The 25,800-nt window shown below is 68.9% G+C and carries 27 protein-coding genes; 17 read left to right on the plus strand and 10 right to left on the minus strand.

Annotation, left to right across the window (positions count from 1 at the left end):
• The first annotated feature begins 197 nt into the window (after positions 1 to 197).
• Complete coding sequence (locus tag CCR79_RS01270; protein WP_238635343.1) at positions 198 to 1,829, plus strand: AMP-binding protein; 1,632 nt, start codon at positions 198 to 200, stop codon at positions 1,827 to 1,829.
• A 20-nt stretch (positions 1,830 to 1,849) separates the two neighbouring features.
• Here CCR79_RS01270 and CCR79_RS01275 read toward each other — a convergent pair whose 3' ends face one another.
• Positions 1,850 to 2,002: a hypothetical protein gene (locus CCR79_RS01275; protein ID WP_201167838.1), complete on the minus strand. Its 153-nt coding sequence runs from the start codon at positions 2,000 to 2,002 to the stop codon at positions 1,850 to 1,852.
• A gap of 133 nt (positions 2,003 to 2,135) precedes the next feature.
• Here CCR79_RS01275 and CCR79_RS01280 point away from each other — a divergent pair, with 133 nt between their 5' ends.
• Positions 2,136 to 4,262, plus strand: a complete 2,127-nt coding sequence (locus CCR79_RS01280; protein WP_201167841.1) for a mechanosensitive ion channel domain-containing protein — start codon at positions 2,136 to 2,138, stop codon at positions 4,260 to 4,262.
• 141 nt (positions 4,263 to 4,403) lie between these two features.
• On the opposite strand, the gene petA is transcribed toward CCR79_RS01280, so the two are convergent.
• Positions 4,404 to 5,009, minus strand: a complete 606-nt coding sequence (gene petA, locus CCR79_RS01285) for a ubiquinol-cytochrome c reductase iron-sulfur subunit (protein WP_201167844.1) — start codon at positions 5,007 to 5,009, stop codon at positions 4,404 to 4,406.
• Between the two features lie 240 nt (positions 5,010 to 5,249).
• On the opposite strand from petA, the gene CCR79_RS01290 reads away from it, so the two are divergent.
• The 6 genes from CCR79_RS01290 to CCR79_RS01315 all read left to right on the plus strand — a co-directional run bounded on the left by CCR79_RS01290 (position 5,250) and on the right by CCR79_RS01315 (position 12,012).
• Positions 5,250 to 6,149, plus strand: a complete 900-nt coding sequence (locus CCR79_RS01290; RefSeq protein WP_201167847.1) for a TIGR01777 family oxidoreductase — start codon at positions 5,250 to 5,252, stop codon at positions 6,147 to 6,149.
• Positions 6,150 to 6,299: 150 nt separating this feature from the next.
• Positions 6,300 to 7,052: a molybdate ABC transporter substrate-binding protein gene (gene modA / locus CCR79_RS01295; protein WP_201167850.1), complete on the plus strand. Its 753-nt coding sequence runs from the start codon at positions 6,300 to 6,302 to the stop codon at positions 7,050 to 7,052.
• Positions 7,053 to 7,087: 35 nt separating this feature from the next.
• Entirely contained in the window at positions 7,088 to 7,777 is a 690-nt protein-coding gene (modB, locus tag CCR79_RS01300) for a molybdate ABC transporter permease subunit (protein ID WP_201167853.1), read from the plus strand.
• Complete coding sequence (gene modC, locus CCR79_RS01305; RefSeq protein ID WP_201167856.1) at positions 7,777 to 8,844, plus strand: molybdenum ABC transporter ATP-binding protein; 1,068 nt, start codon at positions 7,777 to 7,779, stop codon at positions 8,842 to 8,844. Before modB ends, modC begins: the two co-directional genes overlap by 1 nt.
• A 107-nt stretch (positions 8,845 to 8,951) precedes the next feature.
• Positions 8,952 to 11,126, plus strand: coding sequence for a sulfite reductase flavoprotein subunit alpha (locus CCR79_RS01310; protein WP_242510771.1), 2,175 nt, complete (start codon positions 8,952 to 8,954; stop codon positions 11,124 to 11,126).
• A gap of 4 nt (positions 11,127 to 11,130) precedes the next feature.
• Complete coding sequence (locus CCR79_RS01315; protein ID WP_201167862.1) at positions 11,131 to 12,012, plus strand: class I SAM-dependent methyltransferase; 882 nt, start codon at positions 11,131 to 11,133, stop codon at positions 12,010 to 12,012.
• Positions 12,013 to 12,022: 10 nt separating this feature from the next.
• Here CCR79_RS01315 and CCR79_RS01320 read toward each other — a convergent pair whose 3' ends face one another.
• The gene (locus CCR79_RS01320) at positions 12,023 to 13,099 is read right to left on the minus strand and encodes a metal-dependent hydrolase (protein WP_201167865.1); all 1,077 of its coding nucleotides are present in this window, start codon (positions 13,097 to 13,099) and stop codon (positions 12,023 to 12,025) included.
• 93 nt (positions 13,100 to 13,192) lie between these two features.
• Here CCR79_RS01320 and CCR79_RS01325 point away from each other — a divergent pair, with 93 nt between their 5' ends.
• The 4 genes from CCR79_RS01325 to CCR79_RS01340 all read left to right on the plus strand — a co-directional run bounded on the left by CCR79_RS01325 (position 13,193) and on the right by CCR79_RS01340 (position 16,328).
• Positions 13,193 to 14,428 carry a DUF418 domain-containing protein gene (locus CCR79_RS01325; protein ID WP_201167867.1) on the plus strand — a complete coding sequence of 412 codons (1,236 nt, stop codon included), beginning with the start codon at positions 13,193 to 13,195 and terminating at the stop codon, positions 14,426 to 14,428.
• Between the two features lie 33 nt (positions 14,429 to 14,461).
• Positions 14,462 to 14,659, plus strand: a complete 198-nt coding sequence (locus CCR79_RS01330; RefSeq protein WP_201167869.1) for a hypothetical protein — start codon at positions 14,462 to 14,464, stop codon at positions 14,657 to 14,659.
• A gap of 82 nt (positions 14,660 to 14,741) precedes the next feature.
• Positions 14,742 to 15,818 carry a patatin-like phospholipase family protein gene (locus CCR79_RS01335; RefSeq protein ID WP_201167871.1) on the plus strand — a complete coding sequence of 359 codons (1,077 nt, stop codon included), beginning with the start codon at positions 14,742 to 14,744 and terminating at the stop codon, positions 15,816 to 15,818.
• Between the two features lie 93 nt (positions 15,819 to 15,911).
• Positions 15,912 to 16,328 carry a hypothetical protein gene (locus CCR79_RS01340; RefSeq protein ID WP_242510772.1) on the plus strand — a complete coding sequence of 139 codons (417 nt, stop codon included), beginning with the start codon at positions 15,912 to 15,914 and terminating at the stop codon, positions 16,326 to 16,328.
• Positions 16,329 to 16,370: 42 nt separating this feature from the next.
• Here CCR79_RS01340 and CCR79_RS01345 read toward each other — a convergent pair whose 3' ends face one another.
• The 4 genes from CCR79_RS01345 to CCR79_RS01360 all read right to left on the minus strand — a co-directional run bounded on the left by CCR79_RS01345 (position 16,371) and on the right by CCR79_RS01360 (position 19,040).
• Positions 16,371 to 17,207 carry a hypothetical protein gene (locus tag CCR79_RS01345; RefSeq protein WP_201167872.1) on the minus strand — a complete coding sequence of 279 codons (837 nt, stop codon included), beginning with the start codon at positions 17,205 to 17,207 and terminating at the stop codon, positions 16,371 to 16,373.
• 128 nt (positions 17,208 to 17,335) lie between these two features.
• Positions 17,336 to 17,485, minus strand: coding sequence for a hypothetical protein (locus CCR79_RS01350; protein ID WP_207190263.1), 150 nt, complete (start codon positions 17,483 to 17,485; stop codon positions 17,336 to 17,338).
• Between the two features lie 146 nt (positions 17,486 to 17,631).
• Entirely contained in the window at positions 17,632 to 18,306 is a 675-nt protein-coding gene (locus CCR79_RS01355; protein ID WP_201167876.1) for a TIGR04282 family arsenosugar biosynthesis glycosyltransferase, read from the minus strand.
• On the minus strand, positions 18,303 to 19,040 hold the full coding sequence (locus CCR79_RS01360; RefSeq protein WP_201167878.1) for a hypothetical protein: 738 nt from the start codon (positions 19,038 to 19,040) through the stop codon (positions 18,303 to 18,305). The genes CCR79_RS01355 and CCR79_RS01360 overlap by 4 nt, the downstream gene beginning before the upstream one ends.
• 129 nt (positions 19,041 to 19,169) lie before the next feature.
• On the opposite strand from CCR79_RS01360, the gene CCR79_RS01365 reads away from it, so the two are divergent.
• A complete protein-coding gene (locus CCR79_RS01365; RefSeq protein ID WP_201167880.1) occupies positions 19,170 to 19,850 on the plus strand; it encodes a TVP38/TMEM64 family protein in 681 nt (226 codons plus the stop codon).
• Positions 19,851 to 20,024: 174 nt separating this feature from the next.
• Here CCR79_RS01365 and CCR79_RS01370 read toward each other — a convergent pair whose 3' ends face one another.
• Both CCR79_RS01370 and CCR79_RS01375 read right to left on the minus strand, forming a co-directional pair.
• Positions 20,025 to 21,020, minus strand: coding sequence for a radical SAM protein (locus CCR79_RS01370; protein WP_201167882.1), 996 nt, complete (start codon positions 21,018 to 21,020; stop codon positions 20,025 to 20,027).
• Between the two features lie 60 nt (positions 21,021 to 21,080).
• Entirely contained in the window at positions 21,081 to 21,848 is a 768-nt protein-coding gene (locus CCR79_RS01375) for an alpha/beta hydrolase family protein (RefSeq protein ID WP_201167885.1), read from the minus strand.
• A gap of 219 nt (positions 21,849 to 22,067) precedes the next feature.
• On the opposite strand from CCR79_RS01375, the gene CCR79_RS01380 reads away from it, so the two are divergent.
• The 3 genes from CCR79_RS01380 to CCR79_RS01390 are packed head-to-tail and all read left to right on the plus strand — an operon-like array spanning position 22,068 to position 24,440.
• Positions 22,068 to 23,456 carry a dihydrolipoyl dehydrogenase gene (locus CCR79_RS01380; RefSeq protein ID WP_201167887.1) on the plus strand — a complete coding sequence of 463 codons (1,389 nt, stop codon included), beginning with the start codon at positions 22,068 to 22,070 and terminating at the stop codon, positions 23,454 to 23,456.
• Between the two features lie 51 nt (positions 23,457 to 23,507).
• The gene (locus CCR79_RS01385) at positions 23,508 to 24,164 is read left to right on the plus strand and encodes an ArsR/SmtB family transcription factor (RefSeq protein ID WP_201167889.1); all 657 of its coding nucleotides are present in this window, start codon (positions 23,508 to 23,510) and stop codon (positions 24,162 to 24,164) included.
• Between the two features lie 36 nt (positions 24,165 to 24,200).
• Complete coding sequence (locus CCR79_RS01390; RefSeq protein WP_201167892.1) at positions 24,201 to 24,440, plus strand: zinc ribbon domain-containing protein; 240 nt, start codon at positions 24,201 to 24,203, stop codon at positions 24,438 to 24,440.
• Positions 24,441 to 24,526: 86 nt separating this feature from the next.
• On the opposite strand, the gene CCR79_RS01395 is transcribed toward CCR79_RS01390, so the two are convergent.
• On the minus strand, positions 24,527 to 24,910 hold the full coding sequence (locus tag CCR79_RS01395; RefSeq protein WP_201167895.1) for a DUF6746 family protein: 384 nt from the start codon (positions 24,908 to 24,910) through the stop codon (positions 24,527 to 24,529).
• A 308-nt stretch (positions 24,911 to 25,218) separates the two neighbouring features.
• Between CCR79_RS01395 and CCR79_RS01400 the strand changes: the two genes are divergently transcribed.
• Positions 25,219 to 25,635: a DUF6858 family protein gene (locus CCR79_RS01400; protein ID WP_201167897.1), complete on the plus strand. Its 417-nt coding sequence runs from the start codon at positions 25,219 to 25,221 to the stop codon at positions 25,633 to 25,635.
• The last annotated feature ends 165 nt before the right edge of the window (positions 25,636 to 25,800 follow it).

The following is a 25,800-nucleotide window of genomic DNA, read 5'->3' on the forward strand; positions in this document are numbered from 1 at the left end:
TGACTCCTCTGTCATAAACGGTTGCAGGCAATCTGCATAGGGTACCTAAGAACGGGGGCGTCGCGGGAGTACCACCTCCCCTGAACGCCACCGCTTCGCGGCCTGAGCGACACAAAGGCCGCCCCGCCCCCTTGCGCTGCAACAGAAGGCGGACTCAGGATAGCGGGATGGTCAACAGTCGGGATAATGGACCGCCGATGGGCGCAGAAGGGGCCTCATTCTCTTGGGAGAGCGTAGAACGGGAGTGGCTGGGCGCCCAGGATGACGGCGGCCTGAACCTGGCGTACCAGTGCCTGGAGCGGAATATCACCGCCGGCCGCGGCGATCAGGAAGCTCTGATCTGGCGCGGCGCTGAGGGCGAGCGGCGGGTCTACAACTACGTAGACCTGCTCGACGGCGCCCTGCGCTTCGCCCGGGCGCTGGAGCGTCGCGGCGTGCGCCTTGCCGAGCGGGTCTGCACCCTCGGGCCGCGCCGCCCCGAACTCTATCTGGCCGCGCTCGGCACGCTTCGCCACGGGGCGGTCTACGCGCCTTTGTTCTCGGTCTACGGTCCCGACCCCATCCGCCGCCGCCTCGAGCTCGGCGAAGCGCGTGTCGTGGTCACCACCCGGCAGCTCTTCGAGGAGCGCATCGCCCCGGTGCGCGGCGCACTGCCGGCCCTGGAACACATTGTACTCGTCGACGGCGATGCCCCCGGCGCCGAGTCCTGGCAGACTTTCTGCGCCGATGACGCTGCGCCGCAGCCCATCGCGACGGGCGCCGAGTACCCGGCGCTGCTCCACTTCACCAGCGGCACCACCGGTCCGCCCAAAGGCGTGCTCCACGTCCACCGGGCGGCAGCGGCGCATCTGGCCACAGGGCGCGAGGTCCTCGGCCTTGCCCCCGGGCAGCGCTACTGGTGCACCGCCGACCCGGGGTGGGTCACCGGCGTCTCCTACGGCATCCTGGCACCGCTGCTCTGCGGAGCAACCCTGGTGGTGGATGAGGGCGAGTTCGACGCCAGGCGTTGGTACGGAACCCTCGCCGCAGAGGGCATTGAGTGCTGGTTCACGGCGCCTACGGCGCTGCGCATGCTGCGCCGGGCCGGCCCCGAGGCACTGGCCGGGCATGATCTGTCACGCCTGGAGCGGATCTTCAGCACCGGCGAACCGCTCGATCCAGCACTGACGGAGTGGACCGAGGAACGCCTCGGCCTCCCCACCCGCGACGCCTGGTGGCAGTCCGAGACCGGCGCGATCATGACGGCCCAGTACGGCAATGCGCCGGTGCGCTCCGGCCGCATGGGCCGCCCCGTCCCCGGCGTCGAACTGATCCTGGCCAACGTGGAAGGTAAGACGGTGAACCCCGTTACGGAGCCGGGCGCCACCGGCGAGATCCTCATCCGTCGGGGCTGGCCGTCGATGTTCCGCGCCTATCTCGGTGCGCCGGAGCGTTACCGCGATGCCTTCGTCGACAACTGGTACCGCTCCGGCGATCTCGCCCAGTGGGACGAGCAAGGCGAGCTGCGTTTCATCGGCCGCGCCGACGACGTGATCAAGACCGCGGGTCACATGGTCGGACCGGCGGAGGTCGAGGCCGTTCTGAATCACCACCCGGAGGTGGCCGAATGCGGGGTCAGTGGTGTCCCCGATGCGGTGGCCGGCGCCCTGGTCGCGGCCTGGGTCGTCCCGCGCCGCCCGCCGGAGGCCCCGGAACAGCTGCAGCGGGATCTGATCGCCCACGCAAGACAACGCCTCGGTGCCGCAGTCGCACCACGCGAGATCCACTTCGTCGACGAGCTGCCCAAGACACCCAGCGGGAAGATCCTGCGCCGTCAGCTCGGCGCCTGATCCAACGGGGACGGGCCCGACTACTTCAAAACGCGGCGCAGCGCCCGCCCGGCAGCCTTACCGGTATCGTAGCCACTGACCCGGCGACCGCCACGCTCACGCCGGACCTGCTCCGCACTGCGCGCCAGGCGCGCCGCCCGCAACGCCCAGGGCACCACTCTGAGCCAGTTCACGGTGGTCTCCTCCCTTTCGGACTCCAGATCAAGTTTAATCGATCGGCGCCCCCGCCTGAAGGCCAGGGACATGGCCACCGCCACGGCTCAACCGTTACGCTTGACGGCATCCATCCGGAAAAGGAGATCCCGCGTGTCCACACGAACCCCGCTTGCCTGGCTGATCGGCGCCCTCGCCACCCTACTCCCCGCTCGCCTTCTGGCCGAGACCCCGGCAGAGTCTCCGGCACGCAGCGTTGCCGAGCTCACTCAGGGGGCCGCTCAGACCATCGGGCAGGAGCTTCGCGAGATCGGGGAACTGTTCCGGGATATCGAGGGCGAGGCCATCGGCCCGCAGCTCTGGGCGCTGGCCCTGGAACTGGCCGACCTGGGCCTGATCATTGTCGTCACCATCGGCCTGCTCCTCGTGCTGCGCCCCCTGGCACGCCCCGTGTTCAACCGCGCCGAGGGCTGGGCCCAGCGCGGCGACGCGCGCCTGCGCACGGTGCGGCGCACCGTCGGCGTGCTCGGCGCCGCCGCGGCCGACCTGGCGACCATCTTCCTGGCCTGGATCGCCGGGTACGCCATCGCCCTCTCGCTGGTCGGCGAGGTGGGCGGCATCGAGGCGCGGGAATCCCTGTTCCTGAATGCGTTCCTGATGGTCGAGGGCTTCAAGGCCCTGCTGCGCATTCTGTTCGCACCGCGCAACCCCCACCTGCGGCTGATCGCCACCGACGATGAGCACGCCACCTACTGGGGCAAGCGGCTGGCCCGCATGTCCGGACTGATCGGTTACGGCCTGCTGTTCATCGGTCCCTTCGTCACCATGGCCGTTGCCGAGGGGCTGGGACAGCTGGCGGTGCTCCTTGTCATGGTGCTCGCCTTCGGCTATGCGGTGGTGATCGCCCTGCGCAACCGGCACGACGTGCGCGAGCGGCTCCAGGCCAGCGCCGCCGAGTCCAGGGTGCTGTTCACCCGGACCATCCTCTCGTCGCTGGCCTGGGTCTGGCACTGGGTCGTAATCCTTTACTTCGGCGCGCTCGCCGTAGTCACCATCACCCAGCCGGATGCCGCTCTGGCCTTCATGGCCCAGGCGACCCTGCAGACGGCACTGGCCATCGGCATCGGGGCCTTCCTGGCCATTGTCCTGACCCAGGCCACGGCCCGGCGTATCCGGCTTAGCGAACGCAACCGGCGCCACTTCCCACTGCTCGAGCAGCGCCTGAATAGCTACCTGCCCATCGTGCTGAAAATCGCACGGACCGCCATCCTGATCGTGGTCATCGCCACCGTGCTCGATGCCTGGCAGCTGTTCGACTTCACCGGCTGGCTCGCTTCCGAGGGCGGCCTGCAGACCCTCGGGGTGATCCTCTCGGTTACCCTGGTCCTGCTCGCCGCCACGGCGGTCTGGCTGCTGGCGGCCAGCTTCATCGAGCACCGCCTGAATCCGGACGTGGGCCACGGCACCCCCTCGGCGCGGGAGCAGACGCTGCTCACCCTGTTCCGCAACGCCATCGCCATCGTCCTGGTCACCATGACGACGATGATCGTCCTCGCCGAGATCGGGATTAACATCGGCCCGCTGATCGCCGGTGCCGGTGTCCTCGGCCTCGCCATCGGCTTTGGCGCGCAGAAGCTGGTTCAGGACATCATCACCGGCGTGTTCATCCAGCTCGAGAACGCCATCGACGTCGGCGATATCGTCACCGCCGGCGGGGTCACAGGCACGGTGGAGAAGCTCACCATTCGCTCGGTGAACATCCGCGACCTGTTCGGGACCTACCACTTCATCCCGTTCTCTTCAGTGGACAGCGTCTCGAACTTCACCCGCCACTTCGCCTACCACGTCGGCAGCTATGGGGTGGCCTACCGAGAGGATGTCGACCAGGTCACCCCGGTGCTCGAGGCCGCCTACGAAGACCTCAAACAGCATCCGGATCCCGACATCCGCAATGCCCTCTACGGCGACTTCGCGGTAGACGGGGTGGTCTCGCTGGGCGACAGCTCGGTCAATATCCGGGTGCGCATCAAGACGGCACCGGGGATGCAATGGGCCATCGGCCGGGCCTACAACGGGCTGGTCAAGAAGCGCCTGGATGCCGCCGGCATCGAGATCCCCTTCCCGCACCGGACCCTCTACTTCGGGGAGGACCACCAGGGGCAGGCCCCGCCCCTGCGCCTTGCGCGCGCGGGGGCAACGTCCCCCAACCATGCCGCCGGCGCTACTCCGACGGCACCAACCGCCAGCGACCGCGTCCACCACGACCCCACTGACGATTAGGGCTGTGGGGCACCGGGCGCCGGTGCCCCACCCGATACCGCACCCATGAAAAAACCCGCCCCCGAGCTTCGGGGGCGGGTTTTTTTATACAGTCCTGGACGGCTGCGAAGCCGGAAGAGCGCGCGCCGCGCCAGAACCGAGCTACGCGTCGGCGTCCTCGGGATGCTCGCCAATGACCAGCTTGTCACCATCCTGCCGGTGCGGCGGCACCTCCAGGTTCCTCGGCGCAGGCTGCGCCCGATACACCCGGCCAGCCATATCGTAGCGCGCGCCGTGGCAGGGGCAGAAAAACCCGCCGAGCCAGTCGGCGTCGAAGTCCATCGGCTCGATCTCGGGGTAGTACGTGGGGATGCAGCCCAGGTGGGTGCAGATCGGCACCACGACAAAGACCTCGGGGTCCACGGACCGGTGCTTGTTCCGGGCGTAATCCGGCTGCTGATCCCGCTCGGAGTCCGGATCGCGCAGGCGGTCCACCATTTTATCCAGCGTCTCAAGGTGCTCCTGAGTACGGCTGACCACCCAGATCGGGCTGCCCTTCCACTCAAACTCCAAGCGCTGCCCGGGCTCGAGCTTGCTCACATCGACCTCGATGGGCGCACCCTCCGCCTGCGCCTCCACGCTGGGGCGGAGAAAGCCGATGAACGGGACCGCGGCGAAGACCACGCCGACGCCGCCGACCACGCTCGCCGCGCCGGTCAGGAACCGCCGTCGCCCACGATCCAGATCATCCGGTGCCTCGTTCGTCATGTAGACCCCCTGTTGCTACTTAATCCATTCATGCAACGGTATCGCCGGTTACGGCATAACGTAAAGGTTGCGGCGTGGAATGCAAGGCGCGGCCCTGCACCAGCCTGCGGCATTTTACCGCACACGCACTGGCGCGGGGCAGCCACCGCCTGCAACACCGCACCACCGGGCTTGCCTGCCTCCACCGTCGCGGTAGGCTGGACAATACTATACGCAGGAATTTCCACACGGGAGGGTGTCATGCGAATTCTGATCACCGGCGGCAGCGGCTTCGTCGGCAAGCCGTTGTGCGCTCGCCTCCACGAGCGCGGCCACGAGCTGCTGGTCGTCTCGCGCAACCCGGAGCGCGCACGCGCTGCCCTGCCAGCACGGACCGACATCCGCCCGAACGTGGCCGATTTCCTCGACAGCCAGCCCGAGGCGATCATCAACCTCGCTGGCGAGTCGATTGCCGAGGGACGCTGGACCGAGGCCAAGAAGCAGCGCCTGCTCGACTCCCGACTGAACACCACCCAGGCTGTGGTCGATCTGTGCGGCCAGCTCGATACACCACCCAAGACCCTGATCTCCGCTTCCGCGATGGGGTATTACGGCGATCAGGGCGACCGAGAGGTCACGGAGGAGACCCCACCGAACCCCGAGTTCGTTCACGAGCTCTGCGCCCGCTGGGAAGAGGCGGCACGGCAGGCCGAATCCCATGGGGTCCGCGTGGCGCTGATGCGGATCGGACTGGTGCTGGACCGCGACGGCGGCACCCTCGCCAAGCTGCTCACGCCCTTCCGGCTCGGCCTCGGTGGGCCGTTGGGCAGCGGCAAGCAGTACATGCCGTGGATCCACCGCACCGATCTGGTGCGCATCATCCTCTTTCTGCTCGATCAGGAGGCACTCGCAGGCCCGTTCAACGCAGGCGCCCCGGAACCGGTGACCAACGCCGAATTCACCCGGACACTGGCGCGCCACCTGCATCGCCCGGCCTTCCTGCCCGCTCCGGCTCCAGCCCTGCGTCTGGCCTTCGGCGAGATGTCCCGGATCCTGCTCACCGGCGCCCGCATGCGCCCCCAACGCCTTCAGGAGGCCGGTTTCACCTTCGAGTATCCGACCCTGGATGAAGCCCTGAGCGAGATCCTCCGCAGCCGCTGACGAGCGCACCCCGCCCCCCGCGGCGCCGGCGAAACGCGGCGCCGCGGGGGATATGGCCCGTTCCTTGCTAGACCTCCCGTGAAAACCCCGACCAGCGAGGTGTGCATGCCGCTCCCGTCGCCCCGGAACCGCGCGCCCCGCAGCCGCGGCATGGCGGCCCTGGCACTGACCAGTCTCGCCAGCGCCCTGCTCTTCGCCTGCGCGGCCATCGCCGACACCACCCGCATCGCCGCTGCATCGAGTCTGCGTCACGCCATGGAAGACCTCGTGGCGAGCTTTCAGGAGCAACACCCGGAACATCAATTGGCCGTCTCCTACGGATCCTCCGGGTCGCTGCGTGCCCAAATCGCCCATGGGGCCCCTTTTGCCGCGTTCTTCGCGGCCGACATGGAGCGCCCGGAAGCACTCGTCGATTCCGGCCACGCCGCATCCGGGGTGCGCCACTACGCCAGTGGCCAACTGGTCCTCTGGACCCGCTCCAGGGCCGAACCCCCGGAGCTGGAAGAGCTAACGGAATCGGCATTCCGGCGCATCGCCATCGCCCACCCTGAACACGCCCCCTACGGCGCGCGCGCGCTGGAGGCACTGCAGGCCGAGGGCATTCACGAGGCGGTGGCGGATCGACTGGTGACCGGCAACAGCGTCGCCCGCGCCTTGCAACAGGCCCAGAGCGGTGCCGCGCAGGCTGCCCTGATCCCGCTCTCGCTGGCGACACACCCGAGCGTCGACGAGCAGGGGGTATACACACCGATCGATCCGGATCTGCACGCACCGCTCAGGCACGGATACATCATCACCCGGCACGGGTCCGGGGACGAGGCGATGGCGCGCTTCGCGGCTTTCATGGACAGCGACGGCGCCCGCACCATCCTCGAAGAGCACGGTTTCCGGCCGCCGGAATAACCCACCGCGCGGCGCTTAGGGACGGATCGACAAGCATGCTCTGGATCAGCAACGCCGACTGGGTCGCCCTGCAGTTGACCCTGAAACTGGCCTCCATCAGCACCGGCCTGCTCCTCCTGCTCTGTCTGCCCCTGGCCTGGTGGCTGGCGCGCAGCGACTCCCGCGCCCGCGTCGTCGTCGAGGCGCTGGTGGCGATGCCCCTGGTCCTGCCTCCGACGGTCATCGGCTTCTACCTGCTGATCTTCCTTGGTCCGGAAGGCTGGCTCGGCGGGTTGCTGGAGCAGCTTGGCATCGGCCACCTGGCCTTCACCTTCACCGGCATGGTGATCGGCTCGATGATCTACTCCCTGCCCTTCGCGGTACAGCCCATGCAGAACGCCTTCCAGGCCATGGGTGAGCGCCCCCTGGAGGTGGCCGCCACGTTGCGGGCCTCGCCACTGGATCGTTTCTTCACGGTGGTCATTCCCCTGGCCCGCAACGGTTTCCTGACCGCCGCGGTGCTCGCCTTCGCGCACACCCTAGGCGAGTTCGGCGTTCTGCTGATGATCGGCGGAAGCATTGCCGGGGAGACGGAGGTGGCCTCGATCGCCATCTACAACCACGTCGAGGCCATGGACTACGCCGCGGCCCACGGCCTGTCGCTGTTCCTGCTTTTGATGGCCTTTTCGCTGCTTCTCGCGGTCTACTTCCTTAACCGCCGCTTCAAGGTCGTGGGGGTCGCCTGATGGGCATCCAAGCCTCATTCCGGGTCGACCGCAGCGATTTCCGCCTCGAGGCCGATCTGGTTCTCCCCGGAACCGGCGTGACCACCCTGTTCGGCCGCTCGGGGTCAGGCAAGACCACCCTGCTACGCTGCCTGGCCGGGCTGGAGCGGGTACGGCGTGGCCGCCTGGTCGTCAACGGCAGCATCTGGCAAGACGAACATAGTTTCCTGCCGGTTCACCGCAGACCGCTCGGCTACGTGTTTCAGGAACCGAGCCTCTTCCCCCACCTGAACGTGCGCGGCAACCTGCTCTACGGGCGACGGCGGACACCCGCCGGCGGCCGCCGGGACGACCTCGACGAGATCACCGAGCTGCTCGGCCTCGCCGGGTTGCTCGAACGCCCCCCGGGTTCGCTATCCGGCGGTCAGCGCCAACGGGTCGCCATCGGACGCGCACTGCTGGCCGCCCCCAGGCTCCTGCTCATGGACGAACCCCTGGCCTCGCTGGACACCGCCACCAGGGCCGAGATCCTGCCCTACTTCGAGCGCCTGCACCGCCACCTGCGCATCCCGATTGTCTACGTCACTCATGCCCTCGACGAGGCCGCTCGCCTGGCCGACCACATGGTTTTACTCGAATCCGGCGAGGTCCGTGCCGAAGGCCCGCTCCAGACGCTGCTGACGCAGACCGATCTGCCGCTGGCCCAGAGCGAGCACGCATCGGCGGTCCTGGAGCTGCCCGTCGCCCGGCACCACCCCGCCGATCACCTGACCGAGCTTGACGCCGGTGATGCACCGCTGTACCTGCCGCGGCTGGACGCCGCCATTGGCGAGCCGGTCCGTGTGCGTGTCCACGCCAGGGACGTCAGCATTGCCCGCACGCCACCGACCGGGGTGAGTCTGCTCAACCGTCTCCCGGCGCGCATCACGGCGATCGCCGATGACCCCACCCCGAGCCACGCTCTGGTGCGCCTGGAGGTGGCGGGCCAGCCGCTGCTCGCCCGCATCACCCGGCGTTCCTCCGCCGAGCTGGGGCTGGCTCCGGGGGTGCCCATACACGCCATGGTCAAAGGGGTGGCCCTGCGCTGAACTTGCACCGCACCGGTCGACCACCATACTTGGCGCAGGATCTCAGCCCCACGCCACCCGCAGGAAGCCCGACCATGCCCGCCAGCCTTCGACGGCTGCTGCTTTGCTTGCACCGCTGGATCACCCTCGCCCTTGCGCCCCTGTTCCTGGTGATCATCGTCAGCGGCGGTCTGCTGGCGCTTGAACCCGTCGTCCGGGATCTGGCCTCGGGGCCCGAGGCGGAGGATCCGATCCCGGTGTCCGAGCTACAGGCGTTCCTTGCCGAGGTGGATCCGCAGCAGCGCATCCGCACGCTGAGGCTCGAGCGCGGCGGGACCGCCGTGCTCGAATTCAGTCGCGCGGGTGAGCGCTGGCATGAGGCCTTCGACCTCGAGCAGCGCAGTTCCCTCGGCGAGCGCGACTACGCCACCACCTTCTTCCAGACCGTGCGCCACCTGCACAAGGATCTTCTGCTCGATCTGGACTGGGTGGTCGAGCTGGCCAGCTACGCGCTGTTGGTGGTGCTGATCGTCGGACCGTGGCTGGCCTGGCCGCGACTGCGCCACACCCTGACCCAGTGGCACACGGGGGTTGGTTGGCTGACTCTGCCACTGCTGCTGCTCGTATCCGTCACCGCAGGCATGATGGCCCTGGAACTGGGTACGCCGCGACTGCCACCGATCGACCGGGACGCCGGCCGCCTGGCGATTGGTCCAGTCCTACAACAGCTCGAGGCCGCGGAGATCTCCCATATCCAGGCCATGGAACGCTTCGAGCGGGCGGCCTGGGCGGTGACCACCGACGGTGATGGCGGGCCGCAGCAGCTGATCGTCACTGCCGAGGGGATCACCCCGGCCGGCGCCTACCCGGGGTGGATCGCCGAGCTGCACCAGGGCACCTGGGCGGGCGCTTGGTCGGGACTGATCAATCTCCTGACGGCGCTGGTGCTGCTATTCCTGTTTGTCACGGGCATCTGGCTCTGGACTCGACGCCGGCTGGGCGGGCGCCGCCGGGGGGATGCCGGAGCCGACCTGCTCATCGCCCACGCCAGTCAGACCGGCACGGCAGCTCACCTGGCCCGGGAGACAGCGCGCGCACTGCGCCTCGGCGGCGCCCGGATCGAAGAGGCTTCGCTGTCGGCCTTGGACCCCAAGGCGCTTGAGGCCTATCGATACACGCTACTCATCGCCTCGACCTGCGGTGACGGTGACATGCCAGACCCAGGGCGGGCCTTCGTCGCCGCCCTGGACCGTGCGCAGCTGCCCCGCACGCGGTTCGCCCTGCTTGCCCTGGGGGACTCCAGCTACCGACACTTCTGCGCCGCCGGAGAAACCCTGCGTGCGGGACTGCGCCGCGCCGGGGCCGAAGAGGTACTGCCCATGGCCCGCGCCGATGGCGCACCCGAGGCCACCTGGCGAATCTGGCTCGGCGAAGTGGCCGAATTGCTTGGCGTGGAGGCCGGCGCGACCGGGCCAATCCCAAGCGATCAACCCGTCCATCTGACCCTGCGCGAACGCCGGCAGCTCAACGATCCCGAGGATCCGATCACCCAGGAGGTATGGGGGCTGACCCTGGAGAGCGATACCCCGCTGGCTTACCGGCCCGGAGATCTCCTGCTCGTGCGTCCTGGCGAGGGCGAGCCGGCCCGCCCCTACTCCATCGGCAGCACCCCCCTCGACGCCCCGCACCGCCTTGAGCTTACCGTCGCCGTGACCAGCCGCACCGACGCCGACGGGCACGTCCGCCCGGGCAAGGCATCCAGCCTCCTGGCGAGGCGCCTGCAGCTCGGCGACACGATCACCGCCTCACTGCGCACCCACCGCCGCCTGCAGCCGCCGGATGACCCGCAGCAACCGATGATCCTGATTGCCGCCGGCTGCGGCATTGCGCCGTTCGTCGGCTTCATCGCCGAGCGCGCCGCCCGGGCCGATCGCGGTCCGATCTGGCTGATCTTCGGCAATCGGCGTCGGCAGGGCGATTTCTTTCACGCCGAGCGCCTGCTTCAATGGCGCGAACAGGGGGTGCTGACACGGCTCGATCTGGCGTTCTCCCGTGATCCCAATGACGGCGGCTACGTTCAGGACCGGATCAGCGAGGCGGGAGCGACAATCGTCGACTGGATGCTTAACCGGGATGCCCGTATTTACGCCTGCGGACGGCGCAGCACCATCGGTACCGCAGTGCCGCTAGCGCTGACCGAAGCGCTGCGCCGGTACGCGGATCCGGACCGCCGGGAACCGGCCGAGTCCTTGGTACGGCGCTGGCAGACCGAAGGCCGACTGCGTCTCGACGTGATCGACTGACCCCATGGAACAGCGCCCCTTCACCAGCCGAACCGCGGAGACCGCCGCCGCACTGCGCGTCTGGCACACCCGCCTCGACGATCCCCCGGCGATCTTCGACGATCGGGCGGTCCTCCCCCTACTCAGCAGCGGGATCCGTCGACTGGTCCAGCCACCCCCCCCGCTGCTGGCCATGCAGTGGCGGGCGCTGGAAAGCGCCCACCCGGAACTCGCCGCCCTGCGCGGCCAGACGGTCACGCGGGCGCGCTTCGCCGAGGACGCCCTGGACGCCGCCCTGGAGAAAGGTCACCGGCAGATCGTGCTACTCGGCGCCGGGCTGGACACCACCGCCCTCCGCCGCCCGGATATCCTCGCGCAGGCGCAACTGCTGGAAGTGGACCAGCCCGCCACGCAGTGGTGGAAGCGCTCGCTCCTGCCCGCCGAGGTGGCCAACCGGATGCGCTTCGCAGCGGTGGACTTTGCCCGCGATCGCCTGGCTGAGCGCCTCATGGATGCCGGAATCGATCCCGATACCCCCCTTTTCGCCAATTGGCTGGGCTGCACCTACTACCTGCCCCGGACGGCCATCGGCACCACGCTTCAGGGCCTGGCGGAGGTCGCCGCCCCGGGTAGCGAATTGATCGCCGACTACTGGCTGCCCTCGGAGAACGTGGCCTGGCGTCCGCGCATGCTCTTGCACGGCGTAGCGCTGGCACTGCACACGCAGCAGGAACCCCTGCGCGGCCTGCTGCCGGCGGAGACCATGCACCGGCTGGCCACAGACGCCGGCTGGCAGATCGCCGAAGAGCTGGATGCCCCGGCACTCCAGGCACGTTGGCTGGCCGGCCGGCGTGACTCGCTCTCGGTCCCGGCATTCGCCCGCTGCCTGCGCCTGGTGCGCAGCTGACCCCGGGGCGTTACCGCCGCTCGCGCAGCAACGGCTCGAGCTCCTCCACCGCCCGCTCCCAGTAGTCCACATCGGCCCGATACCAATCCCCCTCCGGCGTCCGGCAGCTGGCGTACTGGAACGGGGGCGGCACCTGGGCGATCCGAAAGCGCAGGTCGGCAAAAATGGCGCAGGCATCGCCCTCGTAATCGACCACCTTGCGCAGATACGGCAGCGCGGCGAAGCGCCGGAACTCGGCAAATTCCGGGCGCCACCAGGCCACCTCGGCGAATTCGCGCCAGCCACCGTCGCCGAAACGCGGCAGAGGCTCCCACTCCAGCGCATGCGGCGGCCGAAATGTCTGCCAGTGCCGAGCCAGCAGGCCGGCGTCCTCATCCACCGGTCGCTCCTGCGCCCGGAACCCGAGGTGAGCCGACCAGTAGGCGTCGTCGCCCTCGATGAACAACCGCCAGTTCAGCGGCGACAGCGGCTGTGCCATGGCGTGCACCCGGGCCCCGTGCATGCCCCGTTCCCGCGCCTCATCCCGGGCGTATTCGAGCGCGTGCACCTTGGCCACCGACTGAACCGCGATCACCCCACCGGCAGCGGCAAGCCCGACCGCCGCCCACAAACGCCCGCCGTAGCGCCAGGTCAGCAGCAGGCCGAGCAGCAGCGAGCCGGTGACCCAAGGATCCAGGATGAAAGTCACCGGGAAGGCAAAGGTCTCCCGCGAAAAGGGTGCCAGGAGCTGGGTCCCGTAGTTAGTGATCCAGTCGCCGAAGATATGGATGCCGATGCCCAGGGCGAAGATAACCGCACCATCGCGCCAGTCCCGCTGCTCGGGCCACAGACGCGCCGTCACCCAGCCCAGCACGATCGCCCAGAGGGGGAGCATCAGCAGCGAGTGGGTCTCGCCCCGGTGGAGGTTGTAGTAGACCAGCGAGTCGGCGATTACCAGCCCCAGGAACCAGTCCACATCCGGGAACAGACCCGCAACAGCGCCAAGCCAGGTGCGTTCGCGCAAGGAGAAACGCGGCGCAGCGCAGCATCGCGGCGCCACCAATCGGTTGAGCAGGGCGCCACTGGCCGCATGGGTGACGGGATCCATCCCGACAAGGTGCCAGCACGCCGATTTCAAACACAAATGGATGCTTTATCCTGTCGGTCCAATGCACCACCGGGGGGCATACCGCAAGGGCCTATGGGCACCGGACAACGCCTGGAAAGTCTCGACACCGTCCGTGGGGCGGCGGTGCTGGGCATCCTGGTCATCAACATCCAGCTCTTCGCCATGCCGGTGGCCGGGCTGCTGAGTCCGACCCTGCTTGGCGGCTTCGAGGGTTGGGATTACGCCGTCTGGGCTGTCGGCCACGTCTTCTTTGAAGGCAAGTTCATCGCCCTGTTCGCCGCCCTGTTCGGCGCCGGCACCGTTTTGCTCGCCGAGCGCCACCGCGCCGCCGGCATCAACCCGTGGATCGTCCACCGCCGGCGCATGCTCGCCCTGGCTGCCATCGGGCTGGCCCATGGGATCCTTCTGTGGATGGGCGATATCCTGCTCATCTACGCCGTCATGGGCCTGCTCGCTTTCCTGTTCATCGATCGCACACCCCGCGCGCTCATGGCCTGGGGCGTCACCCTCTATACCCTGCCCATACTCCTGACCATGGCCGCCGGCTGGGGGCTGACCCTGCTGCCCACCGCCGGGTTCATCAAGCTGGCCTCTGCTTCGCCGTCGGTCCACGAGGAGATCACCGCGGCCATCGAGGCCTACCAGGGCGGGTGGCTGACCCAGATGGAGCAGCGCCTGCCCGAAGCCTTCACCCGCTATCTGATCGGCACCCCAGCGCGCCTTGGCTGGCTGACCCTCGGCTGCATGCTGATCGGCATGGCGGCCTACAGGAGCGGGTTCCTGACCGGCGCCTGGAGCCAGCAGGCCTATGCACGCATCGCACGATACGGCCTGGGGATCGGTGTGCCGCTGAGCATCCTCGGGATCGCCTACCGCGAGTGGCGCGACTGGGAGCTGCTCAGCGGCTTCTTCTTCAGCACCCAGCTTAACCAGTTGGCCGTACCCCTGATCGCCGCCGGTTGGGCCGCGCTGATCATCCTGGCCTGCCAGCGTGGCTGGCTTGGCTTCCTGCACGGGCCGATCACCGCCGTTGGGCGAACGGCCCTGAGCAGTTACCTGCTGCAGTCCCTGCTGTGTACCCTGATCTTCTACGGCCACGGACTGGGGCTCTACGGCGAGGTCGACCGCCCGGCTCAACTGCTGGTGGTTCTCGGCCTTTGGGGGATCCTGCTGATCGCAGCCCCCCTATGGCTGCGGATGTTCCGCATGGGACCGGCCGAGTGGCTCCTCCGCCAGGCTACGCGGATACCCGGACCCGTACCAATGCTGCCGCCCGTCCGCCGGCCGCGGCGCCCCGGGGCCGGCTGAGAACACCCGCATCCCGCAAACCGGAGGTGGACCATGAAGGTAACCATCGAAGTGGACCTGACCCCGCAGGAGGCCCAGGAGTTGATGGCCGGCTCGGCGGAGTCGGCCCTGGCCTTCCAGCAGCAGTTCCTCGAGGCGGTCTCCCAGGAGGTGGCCCGCCAGCTGACCCGGCAGTGGGAGCATTGGCCCCGGCCACCATGGGCCCAGACGCCGGAGAGCGGCAGGGAATAGCACCGGGGCCCGGGCGTCCGGGCGGAAAGCGCGCGACACAGCGTCCATACTGAAGGCCGTGGACTTGATCAGGGAGGGTCCCATGGCCACGCAGACCCCGAAACGCATCGACCTGGCGCTTCAGGGCGGCGGCGCCCACGGCGCGCTGACCTGGGGCGTGCTTGAGCGCATCCTCGAAGATGAGCGCCTAGAGATCGACAGCATCAGCGGGACCAGCGCCGGAGCCATGAACGCCGCGGTCGTCGCCGACGGGCTGCAGCGCGGCGGCCGTGAACAGGCCCGAGCGGGGCTACACCGATTCTGGTCGTCGGTGAGCGAGGCTGCCCGTTTCTCACCGATCCAGCGCAGCCCCTGGGACCGTCTCCTCGGCAACTACAGCCTAGACTACTCCCCAGGCTACCTGTTCTTTGAAAACCTCACCCAGCTCCTCCACCCGGCCCAGCTCAATCCCTTCGGGATCAACCCGCTGCGCGACCTGATCGCCACTCAGGTCGATTTCGACCAGGTCAACGCCTGCCGCAAGGTCAAGGTGTACGTCACCGCCACCCACGTGCGCACCGGTCGGGCCCACATCTTCCGCCAGCCGCACCTGTCGGCGGATGCGGTGATGGCCTCGGCCTGCCTGCCCTTCATGTTTAACGCCGTCACCATCGACGGCGAGGCGTACTGGGATGGCGGCTACAGCGGCAACCCCGCCCTCTACCCGCTGGTCGATGACCCGAGCTGCCAGGACCTGATCGTTGTGCAGATCAACCCCATGGCCCGCCAGCAGCTGCCCACTACCGCCCGGGAGGTGCTCAACCGGATCAACGAGATCACCTTTAACTCGGCGCTGATCAAGGAGCTGCGCTCGATTCATCTGCTTCACCAGTTGATCGAGGCCGAGGATCTCCAGCTCGAGCGCTACCGCGCCATGCGCCTGCACCTGATCCACGCCGAGCACGAGGTCGAAGCGCTGAGTGCCTCAAGCAAGCTCAATGCCGAGTGGCCCTTCCTCACGCGCCTGCGTGATCAGGGCTACGGCTGGGCGGATGCCTGGCTGGACCAACACTTCGATGACCTGGGCGTGCGCTCGACCTTCGACCTGGACGAGCTCTTCGCCGACGCCTTTCGGCCGGTACACCCCGAGGAGGAACCCCGCATCGAGGGCACCCGCTGATGATCGAAATCGCGGCCATCCTGATCGCGCTGGTGCTGCTGATCTATCTCGCCTAACGCCTCGCTGCTGCCCATCTTCAATACCGCCAGCCTGGTGGGCTTCGGCACGGTCATCGCCTCACTGGCCGCCTTCGAGACGATCAGCGGCTGGGTGACCGCCATCGGCGGCGACAACCCGCTGATCTCACTGGCCGTCGCCGTCAACGTCCTCGCCGGCATGACCGGCTCCGCCTCCGGCGGAATGAGCATCGCGCTGGCCACACTCGGTGACAGCTATCTGGCCATGGGCCAGGCGGCGGGGATCTCACCGGAGCTGATGCACCGCGTCACCGCAGTGGCCACCGGAGGGCTCGACGCCCTGCCCCACAACGGCGCGGTGATTACGCTGCTCTCCATCTGCGGACTGACCCACCGCCAGGCCTACCTAGACATCGCCGTAGTGGCGATGCTGGTTCCCCTGATCGCGCTGGTCTTCCTCATCACGGTGGGTTCGATTTTTGGCACCTTTTAGACGCCCTGTACGGCACCCCGGCAACGCCGGGCCAAGAGGCGATCAGCGCCGCGCCACCCGTGGGCCCTGATCGCCGCCGCCAGAACCAAGCCGATGCTCGCCGTCGGCCTTTTCCGCCTTGCGCTCCTGCAGGCGCTGGTACCAGAGGGTATCGCGGTGGCTGTCCACCTCGAGCTGCTGTCGCAGCTGCTCGACCAGTTGGCTGGTGTCTTCGGACAGGGTCCCGTAGCGCTCCTGCCACTGCTCCAGGGCCTCCCGAAAACGGCCGTAAGCCTCCAGCGGGTCACTGGGGCGCTCGGCCTTATGCTCATCCACCCGCTCGGCCTGGGCGCGTGCGCTCGCAGTCAGCGCCCCGCCACTCTGCCGATCGGCGTAATCGACCAACAGCGCCGCCTCGCGCCGACGCAGGGGACGCCCCTGCTCGACCACCCGTTCGCGGTAGATGCGACACGGCCGGCTGTGGAGACACGCCTCGCGCACCCCGAGCAGATCCTGGGCACGATCGGCCAGCTCGTCACGCTCTGCCTCCAACCGACGCAGCTCCTGCCCCCGACCCAGGGTCCACGCGGCAAAGATCAGACCACCGGCCAGCACGCCCAGGGCCAACACGCCCCAGGCGAGCAGGGGCACACCGGGTGGCGCCAGCCAGGCAGCCAGGGTCACGCCCAGCAACAACAGGGGGACCGCAATCAATGCCCAGCGAGCCTGGCGCTCCAGGGCCTGGTGCTCCGGCTCGCGGTCCGAGGCCAGACGGCGGAAGGTATCCAGCAGCGAGCGGTCGCGCACGCCGGCCAGAAAGCGGTTCATATCATGGAGTTCGGGCGGGGTTGCCCGCTCGATGAGCCCGTCGTGGAAGAGCTGCGGCGATTTGCGAGACACCCGGACCTCCACAGAATGGCCCGCGTCAGGGTGCGTGGACGGGCAATGGCGGGTTAGGGACAGACAAGCTGTCACCCCCACGGCCGGGCGGCGCGCTGCCGCCCGGCCGTGGGCTTCACGCGGATCGCCTACCCCGCGGAACGCGGCTCGCCGGCCGCCTCGTCCCGCTGGGCCTCGGCCTGCTCCGCGGCACGCTGCTCCTCCACGGCGCCCTCGTCCTCACGAACCTCGTCGGTGCGCCGATTGACCTCACGGACGTGATTTCGCTGCGCGTTCACCATGCATCCGAACATCGATGACCTCCCTTTGCTGGCTGCACGTCACAGGGCCTAGATGAGCACAACTGAATCGGCATTTCAAACCCGGCCGGGTCTCCGGATTATGGGTCTTCCTGTGGTGCGTGGCAGCGAGCGTGGCGGCCGGCCTAGGGCTCCAGGCCTGATGCCGCCGCGGCCGCAAGCACCTCGGCGAGAGCGCTCTGCGCGGGGGTCGGGCTGTCCAGTCCACCCAACTCGCGTGCGACGCTGACAAGATCCGCGGCCTCGTCGAGATCGGTCAGGGGGCGCAGGGTCAGCCAGCTCCCCTGCTCCGCCATGACCTCCCGGAACACGGCCAGCGTGCGGGGGTGGCTGTAGGGTACCGCCCGCCATCGCTGCCCGGGTAGTGTCCGGTTGCTCCCGAACAGCCAGAACCCGCCGTCGCGGGCCGGGCCGATCACGATACGGGCGTCCTCCGCCTCGAGCCACGATGCAGCGCGGGCGAGATCCTCCGGCGAGACCTGCGGCGCATCGGCCCCGAGCAGGATACCGCGGCCGTGCTTGCGGACCAGGGTGTCGTGGACCCGACCCATGCGCTCACCGAGCTCCCCCTCACCCTGCGCCAGGGCGGGCAGGCCGGGCCAAAAGCCCCCGGCGACGGCGACGGGCTCGGCGAGGGCCCAGTAGACCGGGCCCAGAGCCGCACTCTGGGCCGCCTCGGCCACCGCCCCGGCACAACGAAGATAGAGCCGCTCGGCCTCCAGGCGGCCCAGGCCGGCGGCCAGGCGCGTCTTGACCGCCGAGCAGCCGGGCGTCTTGACGAAGAGGGCGATCGCCGTCATCGGGTGTAGGGTCGCTCGCGCCAGGAGCGCCAGGCGATCCGCGCGGCCGAGGCGGCATGGCCGGCCGTGGTGCGGAGCCAGCCGCGCTGGCGGTAGCGGCGCGCGCTGGTGTGGACGACACAGCCGATGGGCCGGCACGGCAGCCCGGCCCGGCGGGCCCGGATGACCAGGTCGAGATCCTCACCGCGCTCGATGTCCTCGCGGAACCCACCCAGGGCCCTGAAGCGCTCATGCGGCAGCAGGAGCCCCTGATCCCCGTAGGGGAGCCCGAGGACCCGGGAGCGGAGGTTGGCGCCCACGGCATTGAGATGGACCGGCCAGGGCCCATCCTCCCGGAACCGGAGCCAGCCGTAGCCCAGCGCATCGCCCCCGCCGATCAAGGCGCGCACCCGCTCCAGGGCCCCAGCCGCGGGATGGCTGTCCACGTGCATGAACCAGAGCCAGGCGCCGCGCGCCGCCCGGGCGCCGCGATTGCTCTGCACCGCCCGGCCGGCGCCGGACTCGACCACCCGGCCCGGAGCCCCGGGCGGGACCCGCCCAAGGTCCGTCACCGACAGGATCACCTCGGCCTCGAGCGCGGCTTCCGTCAGCCACGCGAGCTCCGCGATACGCGGCTCATCCCCGGGGCCGACCGGAACGACGATGGAGCAGTCGGTCCCCCCCGGCCCGCCAAGACCCGCTTCGGGCCGGCCGCCCCTTTCCTGGTCATCCCCCGCAGCCGTCTCTCGATCCATACCGCGAGCCTAGCATCGATCCGGCTCGGCCGTACGACCGCCCGCAGCGCTGCAAGCTGGACCGTTCAGCCCCTCGCCCAAAGGCGATCTGCCATGGTGCGCAGAGTCGATCCGGGCGATACTCGATCCATGGCATCCGATCCGTGGCGTACCGGACTCGCGCTTCTGGGGCTACTGCTCGGCCTAGCCATCCTCGGGGGCTGGACTTGGCAGGTCGGTGCGGCCGTGGGCTGGCAGCCCTCCGGACTTGCCGAGCAGTTGGCGGCACAGCCGCTGCAGAGCGCCTTGCTCCTCATGGCCATGATGACCGCCGTGGTCGTGCTCCCGTTGCCAACCATCCCCATAACCGTGGCCTCCGGGCTGCTCTTCGGCCCCCTGCTGGGCGCGGCTATCGCCGTAGCCGGCGCGCTGGCAGGCGCGGCCGTCGCCTTCGGGCTGGCCCGGTGGCTGGGGGAGGGGCTGCGCGCGACCCGGCTGGGCCGACCCATCCCCTACCCGCTTTGCAGGGACTGCGGAGACCGCGCGATGTTCCTGGCCGTCCTGGTCTCGCGCCTCATCCCGGTCGTCTCCTTCGCCTTGCTGAGCTACGCGGCAGGCCTGACCGCTATGCGCCTGGGCCCTTTCCTGCTGGCCACGGGCGTGGGCATGCTGCCGATGACCCTGGTCTACACCAGCCTGGGCGCCATCGTGCGCGTCGATCCGGCCTGGTTCATCGCGGGCACCGTGGCGGCCTTGGGCATCCTGCTCCTCCTGCCCCGATGGGTCGAGCGGCGTAACCCCTGGAATATCAAGCGGTACCTGTCCCGATAGAGCCGGGCCGTGCCGCCATCCCCCGCGCGAGCAAGGCTGAGCACGGTTCACCCCGAGGTACGGCTCCCATCCATAGGGTCGATTGCCGCCAGCGACCGTATCCTGGCGGGGAGGGGCCGGGGCCGTAGGCGACCCCGGCGCTTCGACTGGCCGGCAGCCTGGGAGGCGTCTCCGTCAGCCACTGCAGCTGGCACCCCCGAGAACGCAGAACTGAGCACAATGGGGATGGTTGAGCGGCACCTCGGTGAAGCTCCCCACCAGGCTGGAGCCGAGCTCGAAGGCCGGCTCGTAAGGCAGTAGCGTGCACGGCACCACCACCGGCTGCGATGCCCCCTTGCGCTTGATCACCATGCGGGAGCTCGCGCACATCATCTCGTCGGGACTACGCCCGACCTTCTCCCAGCAGCCCTCCGAGATCTCCGGGGCATCCCGGCTGGCATCCATCTCCGGGAACAGCACCAGGCGCTCGGGGTCGTGGGCATCGAGCGTGATCCCATGGGCGTCGAACAGGGCCTGGTAGCCCTCGCGCAGGGTCGCTTCCGCCTCCCCGGAGGTCTGCCGGCCGGCCACATCCACCCGGAAGCCGCTCTCCGAGAGCCACCGCAGGCCGCGGACCATGGGCTCCCACGATCTCGGCCCGCGCTCGGCCTCGTGCAGATCCTGCCGATAGTGATCGACGGATACGCGCACCGTCAGCTGCTGCCCGTAGCGCTCCCCGATCGTCTGCAGGCGCTCATGGACCTTCATCATCGGCCTCATGGCGTTGGTCAGCACCAGCGCCTCGTAGCCGCGACCGAGCGTATCCTCCAGGATGGGGATCATGTCCGGATTCATGAACGGCTCCCCGCCGGTGAAGGCGATGGTCCGGGTGCCGAGGCCCTCGCGCGCGATCTCGTCCAGGTATCCGGCCACCTCACTGGCGCTGAGGTAGACCAGGGCATCATTGCGCGGGGAGGACTCGATGTAGCAGTTGCGGCAGGCGAGGTTGCACAGGGTCCCGGTGCAGAACCAGAGCGTCTCCAGGCGCTGCAGGCGGACCGAGGCGCGGGGCTGGCCATCGGCCGTGAACGCCGGGTCGCGGAACTTGCGGGGATCGATCAGGTATCGATCCGCCCCTGAGCCCTCCTCACCCTTGGCTTGCTGCGGCGGCGCCTCCTCCTCATGGCTCATGGCGAGTTCCTCCTCATCGTGGTCACGAAGCCCTGAAACGGGTGCTCCGCTGGCCGGGCCTCATCCGGGCTCGGTGATGTAGCGCGCCGCCCAGGCGGCGATGACGGTGGCGGCGTACCGGGCGTCCGCGGCTCGGGTCAGAAGATGGTCGGCATCATCAAGGGAGATATAGCTCTTCGGGTGCTTCGCGGTCTCGAAAATCCGCCGCGCGTGATCGACGGGCACCACCTCGTCGAGAGGGGCGTGCATGACCAGCAGCGGTCGGCGCAGATCCGCAATCCGGCTCGCCTGATCGTGCCCGACGGTCTCCTCGATGAACGATCGCCCGACCCGGAACGGGCGCCCCCCGAGCGTCACCTCGGCCTCACCGGCGGCCTCGATCTGGGCGCGCTTCTCCCCGAGGTGCTCGAGCACATGATCGGCCTCGAACGGCGCGGCGATCGAGCACACGGCCCGGCATTCCGGGATGTCGCCGGCCGCGGCGATCGCCGCCGCGCCCCCGAGGCTGTGGCCGACCAGGATCCTCACCGGCCGCCCGGCATCGCGCATGAATTGCGCCGCCGCGAGCACGTCGGCCACATCGGAGCGGAAACCGGCATGGCCGAACACCCCCTCACTGCCACCGAGCCCAGTAAAGTCGAAGCGCAGGGTCGCGATCCCCTGCTCGGCCAGCGCGCCCGCCAGCCACGAGGCCGCCTTGATGTCCTTGCCGCAGGTGAAGCAGTGGGCGAACAGGGCATGGGCCCGCGGCGCCCCCTCCGGCTCGTCGAGCCTTGCCGAGAGCGTGTGCCCCTGAGCGCCGGGGAAGTCCAGTCGTTGCGTGCGCATCCCGTCCCTACCTGTACCGTCCGTATTAAAACACCACTATAACGCCCTTGGTGCCCCACGACTCGGGCCGGACCTGCCCAGCTGTCGTTCTACCCAAACGCCCTCACCGTCACATCACACGGGCGCCGGGGCGGTGTTTGACACGAACGGCCCGCGCGCCTATTTTCTACAATTAAATGGATTTCTTTGCATGCATCTTTAGAGCCGAGGAGGCCTGCAATGACCGATCTCGAGACCGACGTCGCCATCATCGGGGCGGGTAGCGCCGGACTGCGCGCCTACCGGGCCGCCGCCGCCCATACCGATCGTGTGCTCCTGATCGAGGGCGGAGCGTACGGGACCACCTGCGCCAGCGTCGGATGCATGCCCAGCAAGCTGCTCATCGCCGCCGCCGACGCCGCCCACACGGCGCACCATGCCGATAGCTTCGGCGTCCACGCCGGCTCAGTCGAGATCAACGGCGCCGAGGTGATGGAACGGGTCCGGAACCTGCGGGATCGGTTCGTCAGCGGGGTCGTCGGCAACACCGAGAAGATCCCGGCCGAGCGGCGGATCCATGGCTACGCCCGGTTCGAGGACGCGCAGACCCTGCGGCTCGACGACGGGCGGCGGATCCGGGCCGGGCGCACCGTGATCGCCACCGGCTCCCGTCCCAACGTGCTGCCGATGTTCAAGGACCTCGGCGACCGGGCCGTGGTCAACGACGATCTCTTCGAGTGGCGCGACCTGCCCGAATCCGTGGTGGTCTTCGGTCCCGGGGTGATCGGCATGGAACTCGGCCAAGCCCTCCACCGGCTGGGTGTCCGCGTTCGAATCTTCGGGATCGGCGGCTTCCTCGGACCGCTGACCGATCCGCGCGTCAAGGATGCCGCCGAGGAGATCTTCGGCGACGAGCTGGCCCTGGATACCGATGCACAGGTTGAGTCCTTGCACCGCGAGGGCGATGAGGTCGTGGTCCGTTTCCGCGACAAGAGCGGAACCGAAGTGGAAGAACGCTTTGCGTACCTGCTCGCCGCCACCGGCCGCCGCCCCAATGTGGACGGCCTCAGCCTCGAGGCCACAGGGCTGAGGCTAGATGACAACGGCGTGCCGCTCTTCGACCCCTACACCATGCAGTGCGGCGATCAGCCGATCTTCATTGCCGGCGACGCCAACAACGAGCACCCGGTCATGCCCGACGCCTTCGACGAGGGCGAGATCGCCGGCACCAACGCGGGCCGCTACCCGAGCGTCGAGCGCGGGCGCCGCCATCCGCCGATGAGCATCGTCTTCACCGAGCCCCAGATGGCCCTGGTTGGGGCGCGCTACGCGGACCTGCCCGACACCGATCACGCCGTCGGTGAGCTCGACTACGCTGCCCAGCCCCGCGCCATCGTCATGGGCGAGAACCACGGGGTCATGCGCCTCTACGGCCGACCCTCCGACGGCGCCTTTTTGGGCGCCGAGGTGCTGGGTCCACGTGCCGAGCACCTGGGCCATCTCCTGGCCTGGGCCGTCGATAGCGGCATGACCGTCGAGCGCATGCTCGACCTGCCTTACTACCATCCGGTCCTGGAGACAAGCATCCGCAACGCCCTCCACGACCTGCAGCGAAAGATGAAGGCCTGAGCCGCGCAGCGGCCCCCGCGTCCATGACCCGCAAAAGCTGGAGCGATCGCCATGGCTGAGCTCGTCAATCAACGCCGCCTGCTGGAGCAACTCGCCGGGATCGGCAAGGCCCTGGGGCATGCCTACCGCCTGGAGCTCCTGGAGCTGCTGGCCCAGCGCGAGCGCAACGTGGATGAGCTCGCCCGCCTGACCGGCATCCCACTGGCCAGCGTCTCCCAGCACCTCCAGCAGCTGCGGCGCATGGGGCTGATCTCGGCGCGCAAGGAGGGAACACGTGTCTACTACACGCTCGCCGATGAGCAGGTCACGGCCCTACTCGGCATGCTGCGCGAGGTAGCGGAGCGCAACCTCACTGAGGTGCAGCGGATGACCGAGCAGTACTTCCACGACAGCGACGCCCTCGACGCCATCGACTCGACCGAGCTGCTCGAGCGCCTGCGCGCCGGCATGGTCACCCTCATCGACGTCCGGCCGCCGGAGGAGTTCGCAGCGGGGCATCTGCCGGGCGCGATCAACATCCCGGCCGAGGAGCTTGAGGCACGCCTCGATGAGCTGCCCGCCGAGCAGGAGATCGTCGCCTATTGCCGCGGCCCCTACTGCGCCCTGTCCGTCGAGGCCGTCCGGCGGCTGCGGGCGCAGGGCCGGCAGGCGTACCGCTTGGAGCAGGGCTTCCCGGAGTGGAAGGCCGAGGGGCTGCCGGTGCAATAGCAGGCCACCCCCACATGCGCATCAAGAGGAGGAGTTATGCCCACGTACGACTACCGCTGCCCGAGCAACGGGGTCACGCTGGAGGTGCGCCACGGCATGGACGAGTGCGTTCGCACCTGGGGAGAGCTTTGCCGCCTCGCCGGCCATGACCCCGGCGAGACGCCCGAGGACGCGCCCGTGGAGCGCCTGATCTCAGGGGCCGGCTACATCAGCAGCGCGAGCCGCTCCGAGCCGGAGCCGGCCGGCGGCTGCTGCGGCGGGGTGTGCGGGCTCTAGCCGCTCCCGCCGGAGCGAGCGCCGCTAGCCCCGATGATGCGCTGCGGCCGGCCCGGGCCGCACGCGCACCCCGGGGGATCGGTACGCTACTCGGACCGGAGCTCGCGCAGGAGCGCCTCCAGCTCCCCCGCGTGCTCCCGGATCGCGTCCTCGTCGAGGCGCTCGGAGCCGAGGTGGATCGCCTCGACGTGCTCCGCCATCCGGTCCACGTCGCCCTGGATCCGCTCGACGGCGTTCTCCAGCGTATAGCTCATCTCGTGGATCTCGTGGAACGCCTCATCCGCGAGCGCATCCGCCGCCAAAAGCTCCTCGAGCCGCTCCTGGCGCTCGGCGAGCAACGTCAGCGCCTCTGCGAGACCCTCCGGCTCCTCGCCTTCGTAGTGCTGGTGATCATGGCCATTCGCCAGCGCACCCCCGGCAGCCAGCGCCAGGGAGAGCGTGAGGGCCAGGCCGATCATCATCCTGCTCATGGGTGCAAACCTCCTCTATTCAACCCGCGATCCGGACCGCCACCCGCCTGCTGCTCGCCGGGCAAGCGCCCCGCCGTCTCTGCGACACCACCGAGACTGCCCTCGTCAGGCGCGCTTGGCAACAGCCGACGGCCAGCTCATGGCCTCGCCGGCCGGGTTGACAGCGCACGCCCTCTACCACACTCTATTGATTCGTTGAATATCATTCAATTGGCCGGCACATACAGGGCTGCAGGCGGACGCCCTGGGAGCGGGCGAGGCCCGGGCAGCCCCCGCAGGTGCCGGTCGCACCACGAGGAGGATCAGACATGAGCGATCTAGCAAGGACCTGGCTCCAGGACACCTATCCGGTGCGCAGCCTGGAGCTGCCCAAGGGCGGCCGGGGGCCGAGCAACGCCGACGATATCGTCGCCGGCCTGCGCAGCCGCATCGACCGTGATGAGCGCGCCGCCTACATCGCCACCTTCGACCACTACGCCCACACCCAGAGCCTGCCCGACGGCGAGATCGCCGACGAGATCGAGGATGCGAAGAACGTCATCTTCTGCGTCGGCCGGCGCCTGCCCATGGCCCTGGCCCCGGCGCTGCGCCCCCGCTCCATCGGGGTCGTGGAGCTGCCGGACCGCTTCGTGGTCAGCTTCATGGAGTCGCCGATGCCGCTGGCCAACGAGCTCATGACCCAGTGGCTCCACGAGCTGGCGGAGGAGGCGGAGCCGGCCTCCTGACCGGCCGCCCGCCGCCCGTCCTCCGCCTGCGCCGCCTTCCATTCGCCTGCTGCCAGGGAGGAGCACGACCATGTGGTCCATCCTCTACGCGATCCAGAAGCGCCTGACCTGGGCCATCCCGGCCATGCTGGTCCTGGGCTTCCTCTACGGCGCCCTCCTGCCCTC

This window comes from Halorhodospira halophila, assembly GCF_016653405.1.
Taxonomy (GTDB): domain Bacteria; phylum Pseudomonadota; class Gammaproteobacteria; order Nitrococcales; family Halorhodospiraceae; genus Halorhodospira; species Halorhodospira halophila_A.